We start from the raw sequence: 19,662 nt of genomic DNA on the forward strand, positions 1-19,662 counted from the left end.
TATAAGATTAGTTTAAAATTTACTATGCATGCATAGTAAAGATTCAAAATAAAATAATTATCTTCGTAACCTCAAAAAAATATACTCATAAAACATAAAATAAATATGAAAATCTTAGTGTGTATTAGTCATGTACCAGACACTACTTCAAAAATTAATTTTGCAGAAGGAGATACCAAGTTTGACACCAATGGTGTACAATTCGTAATTAACCCAAATGATGAGTTTGGTTTAACACGTGCCATGTGGTTTAAAGAAAAACAAGGCGCAAGTGTAACTGTTGTAAATGTTGGCGGTCCAGAAACTGAACCTACATTACGTAAGGCATTAGCAATTGGTGCAGATACTGCAATTCGTGTAAATACTGAAGCTACTGATGGTTTTGCAGTTGCAAATCAATTAGCAAAAGTTGTTCAAGATGGTGGTTACGATTTAGTTATAGCTGGTCGTGAGTCTATTGACTATAATGGTGGAATGGTTCCAGGCATGATGGCTGGACTAACAAATGCAAATTTTGTAAATAATTGTATAAGTCTAGAAATTGAGGGCTCTAACGCTACTGCTATTAGAGAAATTGATGGAGGAAAAGAAACTGTATCTACAACTTTACCTTTAGTTATTGGAGGCCAAAAAGGACTGGTTGAAGAAAGCGACTTACGTATTCCGAATATGAGAGGAATAATGATGGCGCGTCAAAAACCTTTACAAGTACTTAACCCTGTAGCTTCAGAAGCTGAAACTACTTCAGTGAAGTTTGAAAAACCAGCGCCTAAAGGTGCTGTAACTTTAGTCGCTCCAGATAATTTAGATGAATTGGTAAACTTACTTCATAACGAAGCTAAAGTGATTTAATCAACTTTTAAAAGAAAAAACATGTCAGTTTTAGTATATACAGAATCAGAACAAGGAAAATTTAAAAAAGTAGCTTTTGAAGTTGCTTCTTATGCAAAAGCTGTTGCTGACCAATTAGGCACAACAGTAACTGCAATCACTATTAATGCTAATGATACTTCAGAGTTAGGAAACTATGGTGTAGATAAAGTGCTTAAGGTGTCTAACACTCAATTAGATCAGTTTAATGCAAATGCTTATGCCGCAGTTATTAAACAAGCAGCGGAAAAGGAAAATGCCAAAGTTGTAATTGTAAGTTCTAGTGCAGACAGCAAATACTTAGCACCTTTATTGGCTGTTGGTTTAAACGCTGGCTTTGCCTCTAATGTTGTTGAAGTTCCAAGTAACACTGCGCCTTTCACAGTAAAACGTACAGCATTTACAAACAAAGCATTTAACATCACAACAATTAATACTGAGGTTAAGTTAGTCGCAGTTTCTAATAACTCTTTCGGACTAGTAGAAAACTCAGGTAGTGCTTCTTCAGAAGATTTCGCTCCTAGCATTCCAGACTTTGGAGTCCATGTACAGGCTATTGATAAAGCTAGTGATAAAGTGAGTATCGCTGATGCAGAAATCGTTGTTTCTGCTGGTCGAGGATTAAAAGGGCCTGAAAATTGGGGAATGGTAGAAGAGCTAGCCGAAGTATTAGGCGCTGCAACTGCATGCTCTAAACCTGTTAGTGATTTAGGATGGAGACCACATAGCGAACACGTTGGACAAACGGGTAAGCCAGTCGCTTCAAACTTATATATTGCCATTGGTATTTCTGGAGCTATTCAACATTTAGCAGGAATTAATGCCAGTAAAGTAAAAGTGGTTATCAATACAGATCCTGAAGCACCTTTCTTTAAAGCTGCAGATTATGGTGTAGTTGGTGACGCTTTTGAGGTGGTACCAAGCTTAATCGAAAAATTAAAGGCTTTTAAAGCACAGCAATAAATTATTTTTTATAAATTGTATTTATAAAAGGACTGTTTAAATTTTGTTATGTCCTAATTTAAACAGTCTTTTGTGTTTTAAATTATGAGTCTAGTTAAATTAAATATAAAAGGCATTTCTTACAGCCAAACCCAAAATGGCGCTTATGCTTTAATTTTGAATGAAGTCGATGGCGACAGAAAACTTCCTATAGTTATTGGTGCTTTTGAAGCTCAGTCAATTGCTATCGCCTTAGAAAAAGAAATTCGTCCGCCAAGACCCTTAACTCACGACTTATTTAAAAACTTTGCAGATCGATTTGATATTGTCGTCAAACAAGTTATTATTCATAAATTAGTTGATGGTGTTTTTTATTCGAGTTTAATTTGTGAACGTGATAAAATTGAAGAAATTATTGATGCTAGGACTAGCGACGCTATCGCTTTAGCACTTCGTTTTCAATCACCAATTTTTACATATAAAAATATTCTGGACAAAGCTGGAATTTATCTCAAAGTTAACCCTGAAAAAAAGGGCGAAAATACTGAAGAAAACATCTTACTAGATGATTTGGTTGCTGAAGAAATAGAAACCGTTACTCCAAATGAAAACTATAAAAATAAAACACTCGAAGATTTACACAATATGCTTGATGAAGCCGTTGCTAATGAGAATTATGAAAAAGCTGCACATATTCGAGATGAAATTTCAAAACGATAATTAAACAACATCACATGAAAAATGTTCTTCTAGCTATTACAGCTATTTTTTTTGTTTTTACATCAAACTCATTCGCTCAAGATTTAAACAAAACCTGGCAATTTGAAGCTATTCAAAATAACGCTGGGGAACAACTCTTTTCAATTGATAAAAACGCTGATATTTTAGAACTTAAAGCTGGTGAATTTTCATACGCCTTAGCATCAAAAAACAACTTAAATGCTTCAGGAGATTATATACATCAAAATAACCTATTGGTTTTTTATTACAATCAGCCTAAAGACACCATAAGACGATACAAAATCAAAGAACATACAGATTCTACTTTAGTGTTTTCTGAAAATGGAATTGACTACCGTTTTATAGCTTCTAAACATAATGAGGCTTTATTAACAAATACTACAACAGATACAAATGACACCATCGTACCTAGTCAAGGGTTTTCTATGCAAAGTTTATGGCGAGGTATTTTAGGAATGATTACACTTTTAGTTTTAGCCTTTTTATTCAGCAGTAATAAAAAAGCTATAAACTGGAAAACTGTTGGGTTAGGCTTAGCCTTTCAACTTATTATCGCTGTTGGTGTTTTAAGGGTTCCTTTTGTTCAAAAAATATTTGAATGGGTAGGAGGTTTATTTGTGAGTGTTTTAGATTTTACAAGAGCTGGAAGTAAATTTCTTTTTGAAGGACTAGTCGTAGATATGGATACCTTTGGTTTTATTTTTGCTTTTCAAGTTTTACCAACCATTATATTCTTTTCTGCATTAACATCGCTTTTATTCTATTTAGGAATCATTCAAAAAGTAGTTAAAGCTTTTGGCATGTTACTTACAAAAGTATTGAGGATTTCTGGTGCAGAAAGTTTAAGTGTTGCTGGAAATATTTTTCTAGGACAAACCGAAGCGCCTTTGTTAATCAAGGCCTATTTAGAAAAAATGAATCGCTCTGAAATGCTTCTGGTTATGATTGGTGGCATGGCCACTGTTGCTGGTGCTGTACTGGCAGCATATATTGGATTTCTAGGTGGCGACGATCCTGTTTTAAGATTGCAATTTGCTAAGCATTTATTAGCAGCTTCTGTTATGGCTGCACCTGGAGCTATTGTGGTTTCTAAAATATTATATCCTCAAACTGAAGAAATTAATACTGATGTTCATGTGTCTTCTGAAAAAATAGGTTCTAATATTTTAGATGCTATTGCTAATGGTACTACCGAAGGCTTAAAATTGGCTGTGAATGTTGGCGCAATGCTTTTAGTCTTTGTGGCTTTTATCGCCATGCTAAATGGTATTTTAGGTTGGGTTGGAGATGTTACCACCATCAATTCTTGGATCGCCTCTAATACAGCATATCAAAGCTTATCCTTAGAACTTATTCTTGGCTATCTATTCGCTCCTTTAATGTGGCTTATTGGTGTCGCTACTGAAGACATGGCGCTGATGGGACAACTCTTAGGAATCAAATTAGCAGCTAGCGAGTTTGTTGGCTACATTCAATTAGCCGATTTAAAAAATGTCGCTAGCGCTACACATCTCACCTATAATAAATCTATTATAATGGCCACTTACATGTTATGTGGTTTTGCAAATTTTGCATCTATAGGCATACAAATTGGAGGTATTGGATCATTAGCTCCTGGACAACGTAAGACCTTATCAGAATTTGGAATGAAAGCTTTAATTGGTGGGACAATAGCGTCGCTTATGTCTGCAACAATAGCAGGAATGATTATAGGTTAATAAGAGCTTACTTTGCTTGAATCTTATTGCACATTCGTTAATAACTTTATAATATATATTAAAGTATCAAGCTTAAAAACTTGATGCTTTTTTTTATTTTAGCCTTTAGTATTATGCTGAATTTATTTCAGCATCTTTTGTATAATTTAAAGAGATTTCCGCTTTAGCGGAAAATAAACATGAAACAATATTTAGACCTTGTTAAACACGTTTTAGAAAACGGAAACGAAAAAGGAGATCGCACAGGAACTGGAACGAAAAGTGTTTTTGGACACCAAATGCGTTTTGACTTAAGCGAAGGTTTTCCAATGGTAACGACAAAAAAACTACACTTAAAATCTATAGTACACGAATTGCTCTGGTTTTTAAAAGGTGATACTAATATAAATTACTTAACCGAAAACGGCGTTCGTATTTGGAATGATTGGGCAGATGAAAATGGCGACTTAGGTCCTGTTTATGGTCATCAATGGCGCAACTGGAATAATGACGAAATCGATCAAATTAAAGACGTTATTCACGCATTAAAAAACAATCCTAACAGTAGAAGAATGTTAGTCTCTGCTTGGAATCCTTCAGTATTACCAGATACATCTAAATCGTTCAGCGATAATGTAGCCAATGGTAAAGCAGCACTTCCTCCTTGTCATGCGTTTTTTCAGTTTTATGTAGCCGATGGAAAATTATCTTGTCAACTTTATCAACGTAGTGCCGACATCTTTTTAGGCGTGCCTTTTAATATTGCTTCTTATGCTTTATTTACTATGATGATGGCTCAAGTTTGTGGTTATCAAGCCGGAGAATTTATTCACACTTTTGGTGATGCACACATTTATAGTAATCATTTTGAACAGTTAGAATTGCAACTCTCTAGAGAAACTCGCAAGCTTCCTAAAATGATTCTTAATCCAGAGGTTAAAGATATTTTCGATTTTAAATTTGAAGATTTTACTTTAGTGGACTACAACCCGCATCCACACATTAAAGGCGTTGTAGCCGTTTAATTTATACTTATGAAAAAACAACTCCTTCTTTGTGTTCTTTTTATCAGTTTTACTGTTTATGCTCAGGATGAGAACATCAAACCGATTAAAACAGATTCTATTGAACACATAGAAAAGGTTCCTATTTACAAAGGTTGCAATGAAAATTTAAGCAATTTGGAATTAAAGGTTTGTATGGGTGAAGCCATGTCTAAATTTGTTTCTAAAAATTTTAATGTAAACATCGCAAATACACTGAACTTACCTGCTGGAGAAGTAAGAATATTGGTGCAATTTAAAATTGACACTATAGGTAACGTCATTGGGATAAGAGCAAAAGCACCACATCCTAAACTTGAAGAAGAAACTATTAGAGTCTTAAAATTACTTCCAAAATTAAAACCAGGTATGCAAGATGGAAAAGCAGTTACAGTACCTTATGGGTTCCCAATAAAATTTGTTATTGAAAACAAGAAATCAAAAATGCAAGTTAGTAACACTATTAAAATTGACAAATACCCAGTTTACAGAGGCTGCAATGAAGAGTTAGACTTTCTAGGTTTAAAAACATGCACCACTGATAAGATTAAGGATTTTATTAAATTGAGTTTTGATTTAGAACTCGCTGACAGATTATTTCCTTTAGAAAAATCCACACAATTTCTAGTCGAATTTGTTATTGATAAAAATGGAAAAGTAAAAGACATAAACGCCAAAGCGCATAAAAGAGAAATTGCAGCAGAAGCGATTAAAGTGGTAAAGCGCCTTCCAAAATTCAAAAAACCAGGCTACTCAAATGGTAAACCTACGGATGTACCTTATAGTATTTTAATGACTATTTATTTTTAATACATTTCCTTCCTTTTATTTAAACCACAAAAGAATTATATTTATATATATTAGAAAATTATATGTTCGGGAAAAAGAAAAACAAACCACAAATAGATGCAGTCCAATTAGAGCTGATTCAAAATGCGCAACGTCGTATTCGTCAAAAAAAGCGTTTCTATTCGCATGTCATTGTGTTTTTTATTTTTTCTGTTCTACTCTATACTTTTAATGTCGGTCTAGGTTTTTATGACGAGTTTACATTTATCACCTTGCCTTGGTCTGTAATCATTATTATCATTTGGTGTGTGCTATTATTTTGGCATTTTTTAAACGTGTATCTATTTCAAGCCTTTATGGGAAAGGAATGGGAACAACAACAGTTAAACAAATTGGTAGCGAAACAACAAGTACGTATTGAAAAAATAAAAGCCAACTTAAAAAAAGAAGCTCCTCACATTGCTGAAAGTGAAGTTTATAATGAAACTTTAAATACTGAAAAACAAATAGTAACGATTATTGTTGCTGCAGGAGAAAATGATGCTATAGGAAAAGACAATCAATTGATTTGGCATTTACGAGATGATCTCAAGCGCTTTAAAGCGCTCACTTCTGGTCATCATATAATTATGGGAAGAAAAACATTTGAGAGTTTTCCGAAACCCCTTCCAAATAGAACACATGTTGTAATTTCAAGACAAGAAAACTACCAAGTTCCAGATGGTGTAATTCTTGTAAATTCTTTAGAAAAAGCTATTCTAGTTGCTAAAAACGACACCCAACCTTTCATCATTGGAGGTGGCGAAATCTATAAACAAGCCATGCATTTGGCAAATAAAATAGAGTTGACTCGAGTACACGAAAGTTTTGAAGCTGATACTTATTTTCCAAAAATTGATACATCAATCTGGAAGGAAACCAGCAACACTTTTCATAAAAAAGATGAAAATCATAATTATGAATTTTCGTTTTTGACATATCTAAGAAAATGATCAAAGACCTTCAGCTTCGTATTAGCTTAAAAGAAGAAGAAATTCCAAATATTCTTTTAAAAAAAGCTGCAAGTTGGTTAAGTATTCCTGTTGATGATATTTCTGGAATCAAAGTCCTTAGAAAATCCATTGATGCCAGAAAACCAAAAATCATCTTTAATTATAAAATTGCAGTTTATATTAAAGAACCTCTCCCAAAAACTTCAGAATATCAATTCGACTACAAAGAGGTTTCAAATGCAAAACCTATTCATATCATTGGTTTTGGACCAGCAGGAATGTATGCGGCTTTGCGCTGTATTGAATTAGGCTTTAAACCCATCGTTTTAGAACGTGGCAAGAATGTTCAAGACAGGCGTCGGGATTTAAAAGCGATTAATCAAGACCATTTTGTAAACGAAGATTCTAATTATTGTTTTGGTGAAGGTGGCGCAGGAACTTATTCTGACGGAAAATTATACACACGTAGTTTAAAACGTGGTGATGTTAGACGTATTTTTGAAAACTTAGTATTTCATGGTGCAACCGATCAAATTCTGGTCGATGCGCATCCACATATTGGAACCAACAAGTTACCCAAAGTGGTCCAGAATATAAGAGAAACTATCTTGAGTTTTGGTGGTGAAATTCATTTTGAATCTCGCGTCACAGATTTTATCATAAAAAACAATTCTATTCAAGCCATCCAATTACAAAGCGGAAAAGAACTAACGGCAAATCGTGTTATTTTAGCTACTGGTCATTCTGCTCGAGATATATATTATTTACTTCATAAAAAAGAAATTACTCTAAAGGCCAAGTCATTTGCTATGGGAGTTCGTGTTGAGCATCCACAACATATTATAGATACTATACAATATCATTGCCAAGGTCAACGTGATGCATTACTTCCTGCTGCAGCTTATAGTTTAGTGCAACAAGTTAACAATCGAGGTGTTTATTCTTTTTGTATGTGTCCTGGCGGATTTATTGTTCCAGCAGCAACAGCAAATGGTGAAGTCGTTGTAAATGGTATGTCACCTTCTAAACGAAATAATGAATTTGCAAACTCAGGCATTGTTGTAGAAATTAATAGTGACGAGGATTTGTACAAATACGAACATTTTGGCGTGTTAAAAGGTTTAGAATATCAAAAGGATTTTGAACGTTTAGCCTTTACTTCTGGAGGACGAAGTCAAACTGCTCCAGCCCAAAGATTAACCGATTTTGTAGAAGGTCATTTATCTGCCGATTTAAATCCGACCTCCTATCAACCTGGCTTAAAAAGTGCGCCATTACATTCTTTATTTCCAAAAGCTATTGGCGGACGGTTACGTCAAGGTTTTAAAGCTTTTGGTGAGAAAATGAAAGGATATTATACTGCAGAAGCCAATATAATAGGCGTAGAATCAAGAACGTCTTCTCCTGTTAATATTCCAAGAAATGACAACTTAGAGCATCCAGAAATTAAAGGTTTTTTTCCATGCGGAGAAGGAGGAGGTTATGCAGGAGGTATCATTTCTGCGGCTATGGATGGCGAACGATGTGCAGAAGCAGCAACAAAAGGCTTATAAGTTTAATAATATTGTTATTTTTGCAACTTAAATATAAATAAATGAACGCATACATATTTCCAGGTCAAGGTGCTCAATTTTCAGGAATGGGTTTAGACTTATACGAAAATTCACCTGAAGCACAATTATTATTTGAAGATGCTAATGAGATATTAGGATTTAATATCACAGACATTATGTTTGAAGGCTCTGCTGAAGACCTTAAAGAAACTAAAGTCACTCAGCCTGCCATTTTTTTACATTCAGTGATTTTAGCAAAAACACTTGGTGATCGTTTTAAACCAGATATGGTTGCTGGACATTCTCTAGGTGAGTTTTCTGCATTAGTTGCCAATGGTGCATTGACTTTTGAAGATGGATTGCGTTTAGTATCACAACGTGCTTTAGCTATGCAAAAAGCATGCGAAATTCAGCCAAGTACAATGGCTGCTGTTCTTGGTTTAGAGGACGCTATTGTTGAAACTATTTGTGAAAAAACTGAAGGTGTTGTTGTTGCTGCAAATTATAATTGCCCAGGACAACTAGTGATTTCTGGAGAAATTAATGCTATTAATCGTGCATGTGAAGCTTTAAAAGAAGCTGGTGCACGTCGTGCTTTAGTTTTACCTGTTGGTGGTGCGTTTCACTCACCAATGATGGAGCCTGCAAGAGAAGAATTAGCCGCAGCAATTGAGAACACAGTTTTTAACACACCTAATTCTCCTATTTATCAAAATGTAACTGCTTGTGCCATACTTAATGAATCAGAAATCAAGAAAAACTTAATTTCTCAATTAACAGCTCCTGTTAGATGGACACAATCTGTACAACAAATGATTGCAGACGGAGCTACTTTATTTACTGAAGTTGGTCCAGGGAATGTGCTTCAAGGCTTAGTTAAAAAAATTAATAGGGAAGCACAAACAGCTTCAGCATCATTAGAAACTAAGGCTTAATGAAACGTTCTCTATTTATTGGGTTTCTAATCATCTTAAATATAGTTTTGGATCAAGTTTCTAAAGTTTGGGTTAGAGCTTCAGTTGCTCCTGGGACTAAAACTGAAATTATTGGCGATTATTTCACCTTACATAATGTTGAGAATTCTGGTGCTTTTTTAGGTATGGGAAGTGATTTAGACCCTACACTTCGCCTTATCTTTTTATTGATAATACCAACTGGAGTAATGGCTTATGTCCTATTTTATATCTTCAAAAACAAAGAATTAGATAAGCTTTCATTAATTGGATTTTGCTGTATTTTAGGTGGAGGAATGGCAAATATTTATGATCGCTTCATGTATGGTGAAGTGACTGATTTTTTTCATATTGATTTTGGAGGTGTATTTAAAACTGGCATTTTTAACGTTGCAGACATGTCTGTAATGCTAGGCTTAGGCTTATTAATTATTAGTAATTTTAAAAAGAAAGAAATCGCTTAATCTTCCTTTCTAATATTTTGTTCCCATTGCCAAGCAGAACGCATAGCATCATCTAAAGTAAGCTGCGCTTTCCAACCTAAATCTGTGTTAGCCTTTTTTGTATCAGCATAAGCAGAAGTAATATCTCCTGCCCTTCTATCAGTTATTTTGTAATTCAGTTTCTTCCCTGAAACACGCTCAAAAGATTGAATAACTTCAAGTACAGAACTCCCTGTTCCTGTGCCTAAATTAAAAGTCTCATAATTAGCTTTATTCTTATTACTCAATAATCTTTGCAAGGCAACAACATGAGCTTTAGCCAAATCAACAACATGTATATAATCTCTTATACAAGTTCCGTCTGGAGTTGGATAATCATCACCAAAAACAGATAATTGTTCACGAATACCAATAGCTGTTTGAGTAATAAAAGGCACTAAATTTTGAGGTACACCAAGAGGTAATTCTCCTATTTTAGAACTTTCATGAGAACCAACTGGATTAAAATAACGCAGTGCTATGGCATTAAAATTTTTGTTAACATGGCAAACATCTTGAATTATTTCTTCACCTATTTGCTTCGTGTTTCCATAAGGAGATTCGGCCATTTTCACAGGTGCATTTTCAGTAATTGGCATTACATCAGCTTGGCCATAAACCGTACAAGAAGAACTAAAAATAAAATTAGAGTGCTTTAATTTTTGTAACTCTTGCATTACATAAACAAGCGTATTTATATTGTTTTCATAATACATAAGTGGCTTCTCCACACTTTCTCCAACCGCTTTACTCGCTGCAAAATGAATAACACCTTTAATATCTTGGTGGCGTTTAAAAAAGTCTTGAACTTTGGACTTGTCTTTTAAATCCAACTGTTCAAAAATTGGAGTTTTACCAGTAATAGAAATAATCCTATCTAAATTGTCTATAGATGAATTAGATAAATTATCAATAATCACTACCTCATAATTTTCTCTCTGAAGTTCAACAACAGTATGTGAACCAATAAATCCTAATCCACCAGTTACTAATATCTTATCCATTAATAAACGCTATAACTTTAGATGTAATATATGTAATTTGCTCATCGTCTAACTCAGTATGCATCGGTAGTGAAATTACTTCTTTTACAAGTTGATTGGTCACAGTAAAATCGGCTTCGTTATATCTTGAATCCTGATAGGCTTTTTGATTATGCAACGGAATAGGATAATAAACACCACAAGGAATGTCATTAGCTTGCAAAAAAGATACTAATCCATCTCTATCTACATTTTTAAGTTTTAATGTATACTGATGAAAAACATGATTATCATCACTCCCTTGACGAAAAGGCGTTGCTATTTGCTTAATATTTTTAAAGGCCTCATCATATTTATTTGCAGCCGCTCTTCTACGTTTATTATAAGTATCTAAATAAGGCAACTTTGCGTCTAAGACAGCTGCCTGAATAGAGTCTAATCTAGAGTTCACACCAACAACATCATGATGATAGCGCTCATACATTCCGTGATTCACAATACCTCTTATTATATGAGCAAGTTCATCGTCGTTGGTAAAAATAGCACCTCCATCGCCATAACAACCTAAGTTTTTTGATGGGAAAAATGATGTGGAAGACACATGTCCTATGGTTCCCGCTTTTGCTTTATCTCCATTAGAAAACGTATAGTTTGCGCCAATACCTTGTGCATTATCTTCAATTACATACAAATCGTTTTCATTAGCTATTTTCATAATAGCCTCCATATTAGCACATTGCCCAAATAAGTGTACAGGAACAATAGCCTTTGTCTTAGGTGTAATTGCTTTTTTTATAGCATCAATATCTATATTAAAGGTATCTGGATCTACATCTACTAAAACTGGAGTTAATTGCAATAACGCAATCACCTCAACAGTTGCAGCAAAAGTAAAGTCTGCTGTAATAACCTCATCACCTGGCTTTAAACCTAATCCCATCATTGCAATTTGCAATGCATCTGTACCATTCGCACAAGGAATAACATGCTTAACGCCTAAATACTCTTCAAGGTTGTTTTGAAATTCATGGACTTTTGGTCCATTTATAAATGATGCATTATCAATAATGTTTTGAATAGCAGGATTTACAACCTCTTTTATACCGTTATACTGACCTTTAAGGTCAACCATTTGAATTTTTTTCATACACTACGAAATTACAAAAATCATTCTCGTTTACCAATGAAACATTTATGAATAATTTATTAAATGATAGCCATGTATTTAATTTAAAAGAAATGTATTTTAGCAACAAAGAAATGATATTGCGTTTTATTTATAACATCATTATTAACATAACCCCTTTTATATTAAAAGGTGTCGCTTATTTTAACCCAAAAGTTAAAAAAGGAGTGTTAGGTCGCTCACAAACTTTTAAAACACTAAAGACCAACATCTCTAAAACTGACCAAACCATTTGGTTTCATTGTGCATCATTAGGCGAATATGAACAAGGACTTCCTGTTTTTAAAGAAATCAGAAAATTATATACAAATCATAAAATAGTGTTGAGTTTTTTTTCTCCTTCTGGTTATGAGATACGCAAACACTCGAAAATCGCTGATGTTATAATTTATTTACCACTTGATACGAATAAGAATGCCATAAAATTCCTTGACCTTGTGAATCCAGAACTTAGCGTTTTTGTAAAATATGATATTTGGCCAAACTTTTTAAATGAATTAAAACACAGAAATAAAAAAGCAATTCTAATTTCAGCCCTTTTTAGATCAAGTCAGCCTTTTTTTAAAAGTTACGGAAAGCATTTACGAGAAGCATTGTTCACTTTTGAACATATATTTGTTCAAAATGAAACTTCAAAAAATCTATTAAATAAAATAAATTATACCAAAGTTACAATATCTGGCGATACACGATTTGATCGTGTTTACAGCCAATTAGAGATCAATAACACATTAGAATTTATTGAAACTTTTAAACAAGACAGCCTTTGCATTGTTGCAGGTAGCACTTGGCCTGAAGATGAAAACATATTGATAGACTATATAAATAAATATGCTTCAGATGATTTAAAGTTTATTATTGCACCTCATAACATTAATGTCTCACAAATAGGAAAGTTTAAAAAACAGCTTAAAGTAAATTCTATACTATTTTCAGAAAAGGAGCATAAAAATCTAGCAGAATACAAGGTGTTTATTATTGACACTATAGGCTTACTATCAAAAATATACAACTATGCAAATATTGCCTACGTTGGAGGAGCTATGGGTCATACAGGTTTGCACAATACATTAGAACCTGCAGTCTTTGGGATTCCAATAATTATTGGTCAAAATTTTAAAAACTTCCCTGAAGCTAGTGAAATGATGAAAAACCAAGGTTTATTTTCAATACGTAATAAAAAAGAAATAGAATCTATTCTAAATCGCTTAATCTCAAATACTGAAGAAAGATATGCTGCTGGCCTGTCTAATTTTGAATATATTAAAAAAAATAAAGGTTCAGTCATCCAAATCATGGACTTTCTTCGTATTTAGACTAAATAATTTACGCAGTTAATAATAATGTTAAAATTCTTAACAAAACTATAGTATATTTTAACTAGAAGTTATTACTTTCGTATTATTGATAATTAACACTAAAACTATTACTAATGAAAAAATTATTATTTAGCGCTGCTTTATTATTAGCATTAAGCGTTTCATTTACTTCATGTAGAGAAGTAAAAGAAAAAACTGACACTGCTGGTGACGCAGTAGAAAATGCTGTTGAAGCTACTGGTGAGGCTGTAGAAAATGCTGCTGATGCTGCTGGTGAAGCTGTTGATGACGCTGTTGACGCTGCAGGAGATGCTGCTGATGCTGCTGGTGAAGCAGTAGATGGTGCAGTAAACGCTGCTGGTGAGGCTGTAGAAAATGCAACTGATGCTGCTGGCGAAGCAGTAGATGGTGCTGTAGATGCTGCTGGAAATGCAGTTGACAAAGCTGCAGATGCAGTAAAAGATAAAGTAAAAGAAGTAAAAGACGAACACTAATTTTTCGCCTTTCTTTTATCTGAAATTAAAAACCCTTCAATTAAATTGAAGGGTTTTTTCATTTTTATTGCAATCGAAACAATTATTAATATTATAAATTTGATAGTTTTTAGACTCAAAAAATAGAAGATTAAATACTTTTAGCTCAAAAATTTGCTACATTAACAATATTTCTTATATTTGGTTTACCAATCTGGTTAACCAATTTAACAAAATGAAATTTATATAACTATCACAAAAAAGCCTTTTCTAAATAAAAGGCTTTTTTTATAATTTTAAAATACCTTAAGAAATTAATGTTTCACATGAAAAAAATATCATCAATAATATTCCTGCTATTCGCACTAACTGGTTGTACTAATACTAAAATCACCAATCAAATTAAAGTTTCTAATGCAGAAGAGCTAAATTCAGCAATAAACAAATGTAAACCTGGTGAACAAATTATTATAGCTAACGGAACATATAAAGATGTTGAAATTAAATTTATCGGAGAAGGTACTGAAGACAAACCAATTACCTTAAAAGCAGAAACTGCTGGAAAAGTATTCATTGAAGGAGAATCAAGCTTAGAAATTAGTGGAAATTACTTAGAAGTTAATGGTTTGTTTTTTAGAAACGGACATTCGCCAAAAGCTAACGTCATTGCATTTAGAACCAGTGAAAAAGACGTCGCTAACCATTCTAAAGTGACCAATTGTGTGATTTTAGATTTTAATAATTTAGAACGCGACCAAGATAATCTTTGGGTACAACTTTACGGAAAACATAACGAATTAAGTAACTGTTACATTGCTGGTAAAACGAATGGCGGACCAACAGTTAGAGTTGATTTAAAAGGAAATCAAAGCATTAGAAACTACCATAAAATTATTAATAATCACTTTGGCCCTAGACCTCGAAAAGGTGGAGCTAGAGGCGAAACCATTCAGTTAGGAAGTAGCTTTACATCTATGAGTCCGAGTAACACATTAATTGCAAATAATTTATTTGAAGAGTGTAACGGCGAAGTTGAAATCATTTCGAGTAAAACCAATTTCAATATCATTAAAAATAATGTGTTTTATAAAAGTGAAGGTTCAGTAGTTACAAGACATGGAAACTATGTCGCAGTAGATGGCAACTATTTTATCGGAGATGGTGAAAACGATCAATATGGTGGAATCAGAATTATCAATACTGGTCACTGGGTAACTAATAATCTGTTTTATAAAATTAAAGGTAAGAATTTTAGAAGTCCGATTGCGATTATGAATGGGATTCCAAAATCGCCTTTAAACAGATACAATCAAGTGACTGATGTTGTTGTGGCTTACAATACCTTTGTAGATTCCGATTCGCCATGGCAATTTGGTGTTGGTACAAATATCTCCCAAGCCGATGTATTACCAGAGTCAGAAATTCGCTCAGCAAGAGCTTTAAGAACTGAAGTCGTCAATAACGTGATTTATAATTCTGAAGGTGATGCAAACCCAATAATAGAGCATGATAAGGCTGATGGTGTTACCTTTGCTAGTAATATTATTGATAACAATGGCGTAGAAGTTAAAAACAGTCATGGTTTAATTTCTAAAAAATTAACATTAACAGATATTGGTACAGGGCTTTCTGTTCCAACTTCTGGTTTTGATGATGTTGAAGCGTATAATGGTTTTGACTTTGAAACGATTACTGAAGATCTATTAGGAAACTCAAGAAGTAAATCCAATCAAATTGGTGCGATTTTAAATGTAGACAACATCAACTTAGAGCTCTTAGATAAATCAAAATATGGTGCAGATTGGTATTCTAATGAAGTTGAAGCTAAAGAGCCTAAAACACATACTGTTTCAAATGCTTCAGAATTAATTGCCAAACTTAAGGAAGCCGAAAGTGGTGATATTATTGCTTTAAATGATGGTGTTTTTAAAATTTCAGAATCCTTAGTAATTGACAAAACGATCACTGTTGAATCTAAAGAAAATTCAGAAATTATATATGAAGGCGCAGCAAACACACCAGCGTTTTCATTACAACCTTATGGGAAATTAACAGTTAAAAACATCAAACTAAAAGGAAACAATTCTAATTATGCCTTTGCGAGTTTAAAAGCAAACATGTCTAATCATTTTGGCTTGGAAGTTATAGATGCTGACATTAGTAATTTTAATTATGCTTTAAGGGTTTATAAACAAGCCTTTTCTGAAGAGATTACATTCAAAAACACCTCTATTTCCGACTGTGAAAATGGGATTGAATTATCTGAAGAAACCAACGACAGAGGCGATTATAACACCGAATATCTAACCATAGATAATTGTAATTTCAATAACGTCAAACAAAATGTCATCGATTATTATCGAGGTGGTTATGATGAGTCTACCATTGGAGGAAATCTTTTAATCACTAACAGCACCTTTACTAATTGTGGTGAAAAAGAAAAAAACAAGAGACTGCTAAACCACAACGGAATTGTAAATGTGAACATTAATAACAACACGTTTAAAAACAATAAGGTGCAATTTGTCTCTATTCTTTGGGGCGCAAAAAACAATGTAGAATCAAACAATACAGTCATTAATTCAGGAGAAATAAAGACAGAAGAAAACTTAGTAATGACATTAATGTACTAATTATTCTTGCGTAGCAATGAATCCTTTAAAGTGTAATAAAAAGCTTAAAATGAAAAAATCAATCTTTATACTCGTTACAATTCTAACAATAGTTGCATGTAAAAATGAGGCTAAAGTCAATTCAGATTCGACTTCGGTTTCTACTTCAGATTCTATTAAAAAATACCCAAGTGACGTCATTCCGTTTATGGACAAATGGAAAATTCTTTTGGGTGATGGGACTTATGTAGACAGCTTAGTCAACTATCAAAAAGATGATTTCTTTTATGTTGAAAACGATGGTCAAACCGATTGGGTTGTCTATAAAACACCAAACTCTGGAGTCACTTCTAGAACCTCTAGCAACACAAGAACAGAGCTTGGTCAAAAAGCCCATTGGATACCTGAAGTTGGCGGAAAACTAACTGGAACATTAAAAGTACAGCATGTCTCTACATCTGGCGATGCAAGAGTTGCGGCTTCATACTCTGTTGTGGTTGGGCAAATTCATAGTGATGAAGGCCATGAAAACGAGCCCATCAAAATCTTTTATAAAAAATTCCCAAATCATACAAAAGGATCTGTTTTTTGGAATTATGAAATCAACACAAAAGGCGATAATTCTAAAAGATGGGACTATTCAACTGCTGTTTGGGGTTACGACATGTCAGTTGTTGGTTCTAGTACAACAACATTTCCTGAAGAACCAAAAGACGGTATTGCTTTAGGTGAAGAATTTAGCTATGAGATAAACGTCTATAAAGGTATAATGTATCTTACTTTTATAAGTGAAGGTCACGAAACTAGAACATTTACTAAAAGCTTATTGAAATCAGATTTTTCAAGAAAAGAAGATATTCCTGAACAAATATGGACACTGTATGCTGCTATTGGACGTGATGGTATTGAACGTGAAAATGCATATGCTGGCGAAATAAATTATTTCAAACAAGGCGCTTATAATCAAACCAACGGCAAAGATCCTAAAGACAATATTGTTTGGAGTACTGGATCTGAAACCTATGGAGGAGACATCGTTAAACAATATGCAAATGGTTGTTATGCTGAAGTTTGGTTTAAAGAAGCGACTGTTGGTGCATCTACAGATCCCAATCAATAAAACAAGGAACATTGAATAAAGTCATATTAATAATGGGTGTTTCGGGTTGTGGCAAAAGTACCATCGGAGCATTACTTGCTAAAGAATTAAACATTCCTTTTTTTGATGGTGACGACTTTCACTCAAAAAGTAATATTCAAAAAATGTCTAACGGACAAGCTTTAAATGATGATGATAGACAAGCTTGGTTAGAAACTTTAAATGATTTGGCTAAAAGGGAACTCGCAAAAAATAGTTGTATCATTGTTTGTTCTGCGTTAAAGCAAAAGTATCGAGAGACCTTAAGTATAGGTATTAATCAAGAAATAAAATGGGTGTATTTATCAGGCTCTTTTAATCAGATTTACAATAGAGTAAATAAGAGACCAGATCACTTTATGCCATCAGATTTATTGCAATCTCAATTTGATGCTTTAGAAGAACCTAAAGATGCATTAAAGATTGACATTAACTTATCACCAGAAGAAATTATAAAAAAGATAAAAACAGATTTATGAATACTTCGGAATTTGGATTATTTGGTTTAGGCGTTATGGGAAAGAGCCTATGCCGAAACTTAGCTAATAATGGTTTTAAAATCGCTATGTTTAACAGACATGTCGATGGGATTGAAGTTGATGTTGCTAAAAACTTTAAAGCAGAGCATCCCGAATTATCTGAAGCTGATGCTTTTGATGATATTTCGGCTTTTGTAAATGCCTTAGAAACCCCGAGAAAAATCATGCTCATGGTGAATGCAGGTAAAACAATCGATTATGTCATTGAAGATTTACTGCCTCATTTATCAGAAAATGACATACTAATTGATGGTGGAAACTCAAACTATAAAAAAACTAAAGAACGCTACGAGTATTTAAAATCTAAAGGCATTCATTTTATAGGAACAGGTGTTTCTGGTGGCGAAGAAGGCGCTTTAAAAGGACCATCGATAATGCCAAGTGGAGATTTGGAAGCTTATAATAATGTGAAGCCTTTTTTGGAAAAAATTTCAGCAAAAGACCAAAATAACTTACCATGTTGCACCTATGTTGGGCCTGAAGGTAGTGGTCATTTTATAAAAATGGTACACAATGGTGTCGAGTATGTTGAAATGCAATTACTAGCTGAAGTTATCACTATTTTGGAAGCTTCGGGTCATGACTTAGATGAGATTGCTAACATTTTAGAATCTTGGAAAAATACGGCTAATAGCTATTTATTAGAAATAACTATAGATATTTTAAGAAAAAAGGAAAGCAGCGATTGGCTTGTAAATAAGATATTGGACAAAGCAGGTAATAAAGGCACAGGAAATTGGACTACCATTGCTTCAGCAGAACTTGGCGTGCCGAGTACCTTGATTGCCTCTGCCCTATTTTCACGCTATATTTCGTTTTATAAAGAGGAACGCATTCAGCTAAATGAGAAGTTAAAAAAAGAAAATATTTCCAAATTAAACCTATCAACAAATGATGTTTTAGAAGCTTATCAGTTTGCAAGAATTATAAATCACTACCAAGGGTTTAAACTCATTGCTGAAGCTTCGAATAAATTTTTATGGCATCTAAATTTAAGTGAAATTGCTAGAATCTGGACGAATGGTTGCATCATAAGATCAACACTAATGGAAGAATTGGTTGAGGTCTTTAAAATAACGACTAATATTTTAACCAATCAAAAATTAATAAATATCGTTAACCAATATAAGCTTTCAGCAAAAAAAGTGGTTTCAGAATGTGTTCTTAATGATATTACTGCGCCTTGTTTAGGAGAGTCTATTCAATTTTTAAATGGAATTACAACAGCAAATTCTTCAGCAAATATCATTCAAGCGCAACGTGATTATTTTGGAGCGCATACATATCAAAGAAATGATGATGATGGCGTGAAAAGTCATCATACCATTTGGAATAAAACAAACTAATATT

At 33.5% G+C, this 19,662-nt stretch carries 18 protein-coding genes; 16 read left to right on the top strand and 2 right to left on the bottom strand.

Going from position 1 to position 19,662, the window contains the following annotated elements; translation table 11 throughout:
- Positions 1–105 precede the first annotated feature (105 nt).
- The 10 genes from ACFS5M_RS00485 to lspA all read left to right on the top strand — a co-directional run bounded on the left by ACFS5M_RS00485 (position 106) and on the right by lspA (position 10,044).
- Positions 106–852 (top strand): electron transfer flavoprotein subunit beta/FixA family protein, encoded by a 747-nt coding sequence (locus ACFS5M_RS00485; RefSeq protein ID WP_183484252.1) that lies wholly within the window; start codon positions 106–108, stop codon positions 850–852.
- 21 nt (positions 853–873) lie between these two features.
- Positions 874–1,833 (top strand): electron transfer flavoprotein subunit alpha/FixB family protein, encoded by a 960-nt coding sequence (locus ACFS5M_RS00490; RefSeq protein WP_183484255.1) that lies wholly within the window; start codon positions 874–876, stop codon positions 1,831–1,833.
- Between the two features lie 84 nt (positions 1,834–1,917).
- On the top strand, positions 1,918–2,532 hold the full coding sequence (locus tag ACFS5M_RS00495) for a bifunctional nuclease family protein (RefSeq protein ID WP_183484258.1): 615 nt from the start codon (positions 1,918–1,920) through the stop codon (positions 2,530–2,532).
- Positions 2,533–2,546: 14 nt separating this feature from the next.
- Positions 2,547–4,271, top strand: a complete 1,725-nt coding sequence (locus tag ACFS5M_RS00500; protein ID WP_183484261.1) for a NupC/NupG family nucleoside CNT transporter — start codon at positions 2,547–2,549, stop codon at positions 4,269–4,271.
- Positions 4,272–4,450: 179 nt separating this feature from the next.
- The gene (locus ACFS5M_RS00505) at positions 4,451–5,275 is read left to right on the top strand and encodes a thymidylate synthase (protein WP_183484264.1); all 825 of its coding nucleotides are present in this window, start codon (positions 4,451–4,453) and stop codon (positions 5,273–5,275) included.
- 9 nt (positions 5,276–5,284) lie between these two features.
- Positions 5,285–6,103, top strand: coding sequence for an energy transducer TonB (locus ACFS5M_RS00510; RefSeq protein ID WP_183484268.1), 819 nt, complete (start codon positions 5,285–5,287; stop codon positions 6,101–6,103).
- A gap of 62 nt (positions 6,104–6,165) precedes the next feature.
- Positions 6,166–7,074, top strand: coding sequence for a dihydrofolate reductase (locus ACFS5M_RS00515; protein WP_183484271.1), 909 nt, complete (start codon positions 6,166–6,168; stop codon positions 7,072–7,074).
- Positions 7,071–8,627: an NAD(P)/FAD-dependent oxidoreductase gene (locus ACFS5M_RS00520; protein WP_183484274.1), complete on the top strand. Its 1,557-nt coding sequence runs from the start codon at positions 7,071–7,073 to the stop codon at positions 8,625–8,627. Before ACFS5M_RS00515 ends, ACFS5M_RS00520 begins: the two co-directional genes overlap by 4 nt.
- 41 nt (positions 8,628–8,668) lie before the next feature.
- A complete protein-coding gene (fabD, locus tag ACFS5M_RS00525) occupies positions 8,669–9,562 on the top strand; it encodes an ACP S-malonyltransferase (protein ID WP_183484277.1) in 894 nt (297 codons plus the stop codon).
- A complete protein-coding gene (gene lspA, locus ACFS5M_RS00530) occupies positions 9,562–10,044 on the top strand; it encodes a signal peptidase II (protein WP_183484280.1) in 483 nt (160 codons plus the stop codon). Before fabD ends, lspA begins: the two co-directional genes overlap by 1 nt.
- Here the strand turns inward: lspA and galE are convergent.
- On the bottom strand, positions 10,041–11,066 hold the full coding sequence (gene galE / locus ACFS5M_RS00535; RefSeq protein WP_183484284.1) for a UDP-glucose 4-epimerase GalE: 1,026 nt from the start codon (positions 11,064–11,066) through the stop codon (positions 10,041–10,043). The two genes, lspA and galE, sit on opposite strands and share 4 nt — an antisense overlap.
- Positions 11,059–12,192 carry a DegT/DnrJ/EryC1/StrS family aminotransferase gene (locus tag ACFS5M_RS00540; RefSeq protein WP_183484287.1) on the bottom strand — a complete coding sequence of 378 codons (1,134 nt, stop codon included), beginning with the start codon at positions 12,190–12,192 and terminating at the stop codon, positions 11,059–11,061. The genes galE and ACFS5M_RS00540 overlap by 8 nt, the downstream gene beginning before the upstream one ends.
- Positions 12,193–12,239: 47 nt before the next feature.
- On the opposite strand from ACFS5M_RS00540, the gene ACFS5M_RS00545 reads away from it, so the two are divergent.
- The 6 genes from ACFS5M_RS00545 (at position 12,240) to gndA (ending at position 19,658) form a co-directional block, all read left to right on the top strand.
- Positions 12,240–13,547, top strand: coding sequence for a 3-deoxy-D-manno-octulosonic acid transferase (locus ACFS5M_RS00545; protein WP_379897589.1), 1,308 nt, complete (start codon positions 12,240–12,242; stop codon positions 13,545–13,547).
- A gap of 116 nt (positions 13,548–13,663) precedes the next feature.
- Positions 13,664–14,044: a hypothetical protein gene (locus tag ACFS5M_RS00550; RefSeq protein WP_183484290.1), complete on the top strand. Its 381-nt coding sequence runs from the start codon at positions 13,664–13,666 to the stop codon at positions 14,042–14,044.
- Positions 14,045–14,349: 305 nt separating this feature from the next.
- Positions 14,350–16,656: a chondroitinase-B domain-containing protein gene (locus ACFS5M_RS00555; RefSeq protein WP_183484295.1), complete on the top strand. Its 2,307-nt coding sequence runs from the start codon at positions 14,350–14,352 to the stop codon at positions 16,654–16,656.
- A gap of 49 nt (positions 16,657–16,705) precedes the next feature.
- Entirely contained in the window at positions 16,706–17,755 is a 1,050-nt protein-coding gene (locus tag ACFS5M_RS00560; protein WP_183484298.1) for a polysaccharide lyase family 7 protein, read from the top strand.
- A gap of 11 nt (positions 17,756–17,766) precedes the next feature.
- Positions 17,767–18,252 carry a gluconokinase gene (locus tag ACFS5M_RS00565; RefSeq protein ID WP_379897592.1) on the top strand — a complete coding sequence of 162 codons (486 nt, stop codon included), beginning with the start codon at positions 17,767–17,769 and terminating at the stop codon, positions 18,250–18,252.
- Positions 18,249–19,658, top strand: a complete 1,410-nt coding sequence (gene gndA / locus ACFS5M_RS00570; protein ID WP_221267537.1) for an NADP-dependent phosphogluconate dehydrogenase — start codon at positions 18,249–18,251, stop codon at positions 19,656–19,658. The genes ACFS5M_RS00565 and gndA overlap by 4 nt, the downstream gene beginning before the upstream one ends.
- Positions 19,659–19,662 lie beyond the last annotated feature (4 nt).

The organism is Lacinutrix iliipiscaria (assembly GCF_042686125.1).
GTDB classification, from domain to species: Bacteria; Bacteroidota; Bacteroidia; order Flavobacteriales; family Flavobacteriaceae; genus Oceanihabitans; species Oceanihabitans iliipiscarium.